The sequence below is a fragment of the Falsiroseomonas oryzae genome (assembly GCF_027856955.1).
In the GTDB taxonomy this organism is placed as follows: domain Bacteria; phylum Pseudomonadota; class Alphaproteobacteria; order Acetobacterales; family Acetobacteraceae; genus Falsiroseomonas; species Falsiroseomonas oryzae.
In genome coordinates this window covers 1-6970 of the sequence record NZ_JAPSMD010000291.1, presented here as the reverse complement: position 1 = coordinate 6970, position 6970 = coordinate 1, and the positions used below count along the sequence as shown (strand labels likewise).

7 protein-coding genes and 1 pseudogene are annotated in these 6970 nt (G+C 71.9%); all 8 read left to right on the top strand.

Annotated features, from left to right (window positions below; translation table 11 throughout):
- Nucleotides 1-195: pseudogene (locus OZN99_RS21970) on the top strand (hypothetical protein); the annotation flags it as partial.
- Between the two features lie 34 nt (nt 196-229).
- Nucleotides 230-1573, top strand: coding sequence for a tetratricopeptide repeat protein (locus OZN99_RS21965; protein ID WP_270937392.1), 1344 nt, complete (start codon nt 230-232; stop codon nt 1571-1573).
- 78 nt (nt 1574-1651) lie between these two features.
- Nucleotides 1652-2989, top strand: a complete 1338-nt coding sequence (locus OZN99_RS21960) for an extracellular solute-binding protein (protein WP_270937391.1) — start codon at nt 1652-1654, stop codon at nt 2987-2989.
- Between the two features lie 101 nt (nt 2990-3090).
- Nucleotides 3091-4023: a carbohydrate ABC transporter permease gene (locus tag OZN99_RS21955; protein WP_270937390.1), complete on the top strand. Its 933-nt coding sequence runs from the start codon at nt 3091-3093 to the stop codon at nt 4021-4023.
- Nucleotides 4020-4868 carry a carbohydrate ABC transporter permease gene (locus tag OZN99_RS21950; protein WP_270937389.1) on the top strand — a complete coding sequence of 283 codons (849 nt, stop codon included), beginning with the start codon at nt 4020-4022 and terminating at the stop codon, nt 4866-4868. The genes OZN99_RS21955 and OZN99_RS21950 overlap by 4 nt, the downstream gene beginning before the upstream one ends.
- Entirely contained in the window at nt 4868-5272 is a 405-nt protein-coding gene (locus OZN99_RS21945; protein ID WP_270937388.1) for a GFA family protein, read from the top strand. The genes OZN99_RS21950 and OZN99_RS21945 overlap by 1 nt, the downstream gene beginning before the upstream one ends.
- A 37-nt stretch (nt 5273-5309) precedes the next feature.
- Nucleotides 5310-6266, top strand: coding sequence for an isopenicillin N synthase family dioxygenase (locus tag OZN99_RS21940; RefSeq protein ID WP_270937387.1), 957 nt, complete (start codon nt 5310-5312; stop codon nt 6264-6266).
- Between the two features lie 33 nt (nt 6267-6299).
- On the top strand, nt 6300-6970 hold a 671-nt coding region (locus OZN99_RS21935; protein WP_270937386.1), incomplete at its 3' end, for a glycosyltransferase.

Here is a 6970-nt window from a genome sequence, read left to right as displayed (position 1 = left end):
GCGGCTGGCCGCACCGCCGAGGCCATCGCCGTGTTCCGCGCCGCGCTGGCGCGCCAGCCGCAGGATGGCTGGTCGGCCGCCGGCCTGCTCGCCGCGGCGCAGCGCACCGAGGACGGCCTGCTGGAGGCGGAGATGCGCGCGCTGCTGGCGCGCAGCTGGTTCGGCCCGGCCCTGCCGGCGCTCGACCGCCTCTGAGCGACATCGATTTCAGCAAGGGAGAGAGGAAGCCATGTCACTCGCCGATCGCCACGGCAACGCCGTGTCCACCGCCAGCCGCGCCGCGCTGGAGAAGCTGGAGGAGGCCGGCGAGCTGATGCTCGGCTACCGCGCCGATCCGCTGGCCGTGGTGGATTCGGCGCTGGCCGAGCAGCCCGATTTCGCCATGGGCCACGCCTTCCGCGCCGGCCTGATGGTGCTGTCGATGGAGCGCGCCTGCGTCCCCGACGCCGAGGCCAGCATCACCGCCGCCTGGGACCTGCCCGGCGTGAACGAGCGCGAGCGCGCCCACCTGGCCGCCGCCCAGGCCTGGTGTGACGGCGATTTCGCCGTGGCGCATCGGCGCTACGGCGAGCTGTCCGCCGCCTTCCCGCGCGACCTCTTCGCGCTGCAGGTGGCGCACCAGCTGGACTTCTTCCTCGGCAACGCCGCCGGTCTGCGCGACCGCCCGGCGCGGGCGATGCGCGCCTGGCGCGAGAGCGAGTCCGGCTTCTCCTGGCTGCTCGGCATGGAGGCCTTTGGACTCGAGGAATGCGGCGACTACGCGGCCGCCGAGGATGCCGGCCGCATGGCGCTGGCGCTGCAGCCGGCGGATGCCTGGGCCGTGCATGCGGTGGCCCATGTGATGGAGATGCAGGGGCGCGACACGGAGGGCGTCGCCTTCCTCGCGCAGCGGCAGAAGGACTGGACGCCGGCGGCGATGCTCGCCGTGCACAACTGGTGGCACCAGGCGCTGTTCCATCTGGAGCGCGGCGGCTTCGCCCAGGCGCTGGCAATCTACGACAGCGCGGTCGCCCCCGGCATCGCCAGGGGCGAGGCGCAGCCGGCCATCGAGATGCTGGACGCCTCGGCCATGCTGTGGCGGCTGCTGCTGCGGGGCGCCGACACCGGCGGACGCTTCGGCCTGCTGTCCACCTCCTGGGAGCGCTGGGGCGGCGAGGGCTTCTATGCCTTCAATGACCTGCACGCCGTGATGGCGCATCTCGGCGCGGGCCGGCGCGAGGCGGCGGCGCATGTGCTCGGCGCGATGCGCCGCGCCGCGGCGGGGCAGGGGACCAATGCCCGCCTGACGCGGGAGGTCGGGCTGCCGCTCGCCGAGGGCTTCATGGCCTTCGCCGAGGGCCATTACGCCCGCGCCGCGGAGCTGATCGCGCCGGCGCGCCGCCGCGCGATCGCCTTCGGCGGGTCCAACGCGCAGCGCGACGTGATCTCGCTGACGCTGCTGGAGGCGGCGCTGCGCGGCAAGGACTGGGGCCTGGCGCGGTCGCTTGCCGGCGAGCGCGTGGCGGCCAAGCCGGAGAGCCCGCTGGCACGTTCGCTGCTGGCGCGGGCTGGTTCGGTTCAGCAGGCGGCCTGAGGCCGGCCGCGGTCTTGCGGAGCGGCGCGTTTTCGGCGGAGCATGCGCCCGGGCCACGACCGGCCCGGGAGGGAATCCATGACGCAGATCACGCGCCGCGACGCGCTGCGGGCCGGTGCCGCGCTGCTGGCCGCGCCGGCCATCGTCAGCCAGGCCAACGCCCAGTCCGCCTTCAACTGGCGCCGCTTCGCCGGCGAGCGCATCGAGGTGAGCCTCACGGCCAACCCGCGCAGCCAGATCCTCATCCAGAACCAGCGCGAGTTCGAGGAACTCACGGGCATCCGTGTCGGCTCCGAGCAGATCCCGGAGCAGCAGCACCGCCAGAAGTTCGTGATCGAGTTCGCCTCCGGCCGGCCGAGCTTCGACGTCATCAGCATCAGCCTGCACGTCAACAAGCGCCAGGTCGGGCGGGCGAAGTGGACCGCCGACATCAAGCCGATGATGGCGGACGCCACGCTGACCGCGCCCGATTTCGACTTCCAGGATTTCGGCGCCGGCGCCGTCGCCTATTCCACCCAGGCGGACGGCCGCATGGACACGATCCCGGAGTTCACCGACTACTTCATCCTCTACTACAACAAGGAGATCTTCCAGCAGGCCAACCTGCAGCCGCCGCGCACCTATGACGAGCTGTACGAGACGGCGCGGCGCCTGACGGATGCGCGTGCCGGCCGCTTCGGCTTCGTCGGCCGCGGCCTGCGCAACGCCAACGTCGTGCTCTACACCAGCTTCCTGCTCGGCACGCAGCAGCGCGACTGCGTGGACGCCAACATGCGCCTGCTGACCGACACGCCGGACGCGATCTGGGCGGGCGAGATGTACAAGAAGCTGCTGCGCGACACCGCGCCACCCGGCGTCGCCGGCTTCAACTGGAACGAATCGCAGACCACCTTCGCGCAGGGCCGGGCCGCGATGTGGCTGGACGGCGTGGGCTTCGCGACGCCGCTGGAGGATCCCACCCGGTCCCGCGTCGCCGGCAAGGTCGGCTATGCCGTGGTGCCGGCCGGCCCTGCGCATCACCACTGCGCCATGTTCGGCACCGGCCTCGGCATCAGCGCGGCGTCGAACGAGAGGAAGCGCGGCGCGGCCTGGCTCTACCTGCAATGGGCGGTGAACAAGACGAACCAGCTGCGCTTCCTGACCTCCGGCGCAGGCGCGCCGGCGCGGCAGAGTCCCTACCGCAACGAGGAGGCGATCCGCACCAGCCGCTTCGGCCGCGACTACTTCACCACGCTGATCGAATCCGGCCGCATCGCCCGCCCCGGCCTGCCGGAGATCGTCCCGGTGACGGAGTTCCGCGACACGCTGGGCGCCGGGCTGACGAACACGATCGGCGGTGCCGATGTCGCGACGGAGCTGCGCCGCGCCACCGAGGCCTTCCGCCCGGTGCTGGAAGCCTCCGAGCGCGCCAGCTAGCGGCAGCGCCACGCCTCCCTCTCCCGCCCTGGTTCTCCCTCCCCCGCCTGCGGGGGAGGGTCGGGGTGGGGGCCAGCAAGCGTCAGCCGAGCACACGCACCATGCCATCCGGCCTGAGCGACACCGCCGCCCTGCAGGGCGCCGCCGCCGACAGCGCGCGGCGGAAGCGCGCCTATGCGCGGCACTACTGGCCCTTCGTCGTGCCGGCCGCCGTGGTGGTCTTCGCCGTCATCGTCTTCCCCTGGGTCTTCACCCTCTGGATGAGCCTGCAGGAATGGAAGCTCGGCAGCGGCCGCAGCTTCGTGGGCCTGGCGAACTACCAGCGCCTGCTGACGGACGACCGCTTCCACTGGTCCATCCTGCGCACGCTCTACTTCACCGCGCTCGCCGTGGTGATCCCGGTGGTGCTGGGCATCGCCGCGGCGCTGATCTTCAACCGGAAGTTCCCGCTGCGCGGCCTGATGCGCACGGTCTTCATCCTGCCGATGATGGCCACCCCGGTCGCGGTCGCGCTGGTCTGGACCATGATGTTCCACCCGCAGCTCGGCGTGCTGAACTGGATCCTCAGCCAGTTCGGCATCCCGCCGAGCATGTGGGTCTACGACCAGTCCACGGTGATTCCGACGCTCGTGCTGGTGGAGGTCTGGCACTGGACGCCGCTGGTCATGCTGCTGGTGCTCGGCGGCCTCGCCAGCCTGCCCGTGGACCCCTACGAGGCGGCGAAGATCGACGGCGCCACAGGCTGGCAGGCCTTCCGCTACATCACCCTGCCGTTGCTGGCGCCCTTCATCATGGTGGCCGTCATCATCCGCACCATCGACGCGCTGAAGGCCTTCGACACGATCTACGTGATCACGCAGGGCGGGCCGGGCACGGCGAGCGAGACGATCAACATCTTCCTCTACCTGAACGCCTTCGCCTACTACAACATGGGCTATGCCAGCGCCGTGGTGGTGGTGTTCTTCGCCCTCATCATCGGCCTCGCGCTGCTGCTGCTGTGGTCGCGGGAGCGCTTCAAGGACGCGGTGCGATGAGTGCCAGCACCATGCGCCGGCGGCCCCTGCGCCGCCTGCTCGAGCGGATCGGCTTCGCCTTCGCGGTCTTCGTCATGGTCTCGCCGGCCGCGCTGGTCTTCCTGTGGATGCTCTCGCTCTCGCTCAAGACCGAGATCGACAACATCGCCTTCCCGCCGGTCTTCATCCCGAACCCGCCGACGCTCGACAACTTCCGCGCGGTGTTCGAGCGCAACGACTTCCTGAACCAGGCCTGGAACAGCATCGTCGTCAGCTTCGGCGCCACCGCCATCGCGCTCGCCGTCGGCATCCCGGCGGGATACGGCATCGCCAAGATGCGGGCGACGCGTGCTGCGGTGCTGATCCTGATCGCCCGCATCACCCCGGGCCTCTCCTACCTCATCCCGCTGTTCCTGCTGTTCCAGTGGATCGGCCTGACCGGCACGCTCTGGCCCATCGTCATCACCCACCTGGTGCTGACCGTGCCCATCGCCGTCTGGGTGATGATCGGCTTCTTCGAGAGCCTGCCCGCGGAGCTGGAGGAGGCGGCGCTGGTGGATGGCGCGACCATCTGGCAGGCCTTCCGGCATGTGGCGTTGCCGCTTGCTCGGCCTGGCATCACCGTGGCGACGATCCTCGCCTTCATCTTTTCCTGGAACAACTTCATCTTCGCCATGGTGCTGGCCGGGCGCGAGACTCGGACGCTGCCCGTCGCGGTCAACAACATGCTGACCTTCGAGCAGATCAGCTGGGGCCCGCTCTCCGCCGCCGCGCTGCTGGTCACGCTGCCGGTGCTGGTGCTGACCCTGGTCGCGCAGAAGCAGATCGTCGCCGGGCTGACCCAGGGCGGCGTGAAGGGGGCGTGATGCGGATCGACGGCGCGTGCCATTGCGGCCGCATCTCCTACGAGGCCGACATCGCGCCGGACGCGGTCATGGTCTGCCACTGCACGGATTGCCAGACGCTGTCGGGCAGCGCCTTCCGCACCGTGGCGCTGACGGTGCCGGGCGGCTTCCGGCTGCTCTCGGGCGAGCCCCGCATCTACGTGAAGACCGCCGAGAGCGGCCGGCGCCGCCAGCAGGCCTTCTGCGGGGATTGCGGCTCGCCGATCTACGCGACCGCCGAGGGCGCGGAGCCGAAGGTCTACAGCGTGCGCCTCGGCACCAGCCGCCAGCGTGGCGAGCTTCGCCCGCGCACGCAGATCTGGCACCGCTCCGCCCTGCCCTGGCTGGCGGACCTGCCGGGCGCGACCTGCCGGGAAGAGGGCTGATCCTGACAGGGAAGGACGGGCGCGGCAGGATCGCGCCATGAGCGAAGTCCCCGTCCTCAACGTCTCCGGCCTGCGCAACGCCGACCCCGCCGACCGCCGCCGCGTGGCCCAGGCGCTTGGCGCCGCCTGCCGCGGGCCGGGCTTCTTCCTGGTCACCGGCCACGGCATCGCCCCCGCGATCGTGCAGGGCATGTTCGCCGCCGCCCGCGCCCTGTTCGGCCAGCCGCAGCCCGCCCGGGACGCGCTCTCCATCCGGCGCTCCCCGCACAACCGCGGCTATGTCGCGCTGGACGAGGAACAGCTCGACCCGACCAAGCCGGCGGACCGGAAGGAGGCGTTCAACATCGGCCTCGACCTGCCGCCCGACGACCCGGAGGTGCTGGCCGGCAGGCCCTTCCGCGGCGTGAACCTCTGGCCCGACCTGCCCGGCTTCCGCGCCGCGACGCTGGCGCATTTCGAAGCCGCCTGGGCGCTCGGCCGGCTGCTCCATCGCGGCTTCGCGCTCGACCTCGAGCTGCCGGAGGACTGGTTCGAGGACAAGCTGGACCGCCCGATCGCGACGCTGCGGCTGCTGCGCTATCCCGCCGCCGGCGGCCAGGCCGCGCCGCTCGGCGCCGGCGCCCACACCGACTACGGCAACGTCACCGTGCTCGCGACGGACGGCGTCCCGGGCCTCGAGGTGAAGCGACGCAACGGCGGGTGGGAGGAGGTGCCGCATGTCCCCGGCGCCTTCGTCTGCAACATCGGCGACTGCCTGATGCGCTGGACCAACGGCGTCTATGCCTCCACGCCGCACCGCGTCCGCGCGCCCGCCGCCGAGCGCTTCTCGGCCGCCTTCTTCCTGGATCCGAACCCCGATGCGGTCGTGGCCGCGCTGCCGTCCTGCATCGGCCCGGACAACCCGCCGCGCTGGCCGCCCATCTCCGGGGCGGCCAACCTGAAGGAGAAGCTGGACGCGACCTATGCGCACCGCCGCGCCAGGGAAGGGGGATAGCGGCGCGCGACCCGTGGCGCTAACCGGCACCGGATGTCCCGCCCCCCTGCCATCCTCCAGGTCCTGCCAACCCTCGTCTCCGGCGGGGTGGAGCGCGGCACGGTGGAGATCGCGGAGGCCATCGCGGCGGCCGGCTACCGCGCTCTGGTCGCCTCCGCCGGCGGGCCGCTCGCCCGGCAGGTGGAGCAGGTCGGGGGAGGTCATGTCACCCTGCCACTGGACACCAAGGCGCCGCTCGCCATCTGGCGCAACGCCGCCGCCCTGGCCGAGCTGGTGCGGCGGGAGGAGGTGGCGATCCTGCACGCCCGCTCCCGCGCTCCGGCCTGGTCGGCGCTGATCGCCGCGCGGCGCACCGGGGCGCATCTCGTCACCACCTACCACGGCACCTACAACGAGGGCTTCCCGGGCAAGCGGCTCTACAACTCCGTCATGGCGCGTGGCGAGCGGGTCATCGCGATCAGCCGCTTCATCGCCGAACTGATCGAGGCGCGCCACGGCACCCCGCCCGAGCGCATCCGCCTGATCCCGCGCGGCGTCGATCCGCGCCGCTTCGATCCTGGCGCGGTGCCGCCCGCGCGCGTCCTGGCGCAGCGCGAGGCCTGGGGCGCGGCGCCCGGCCAGCGCGTGGTCCTGCTGCCCGGGCGGCTGACGCGCTGGAAGGGCGGCATGGTGCTGGTGGATGCGCTGGCCCGGCTGCCCGGCGC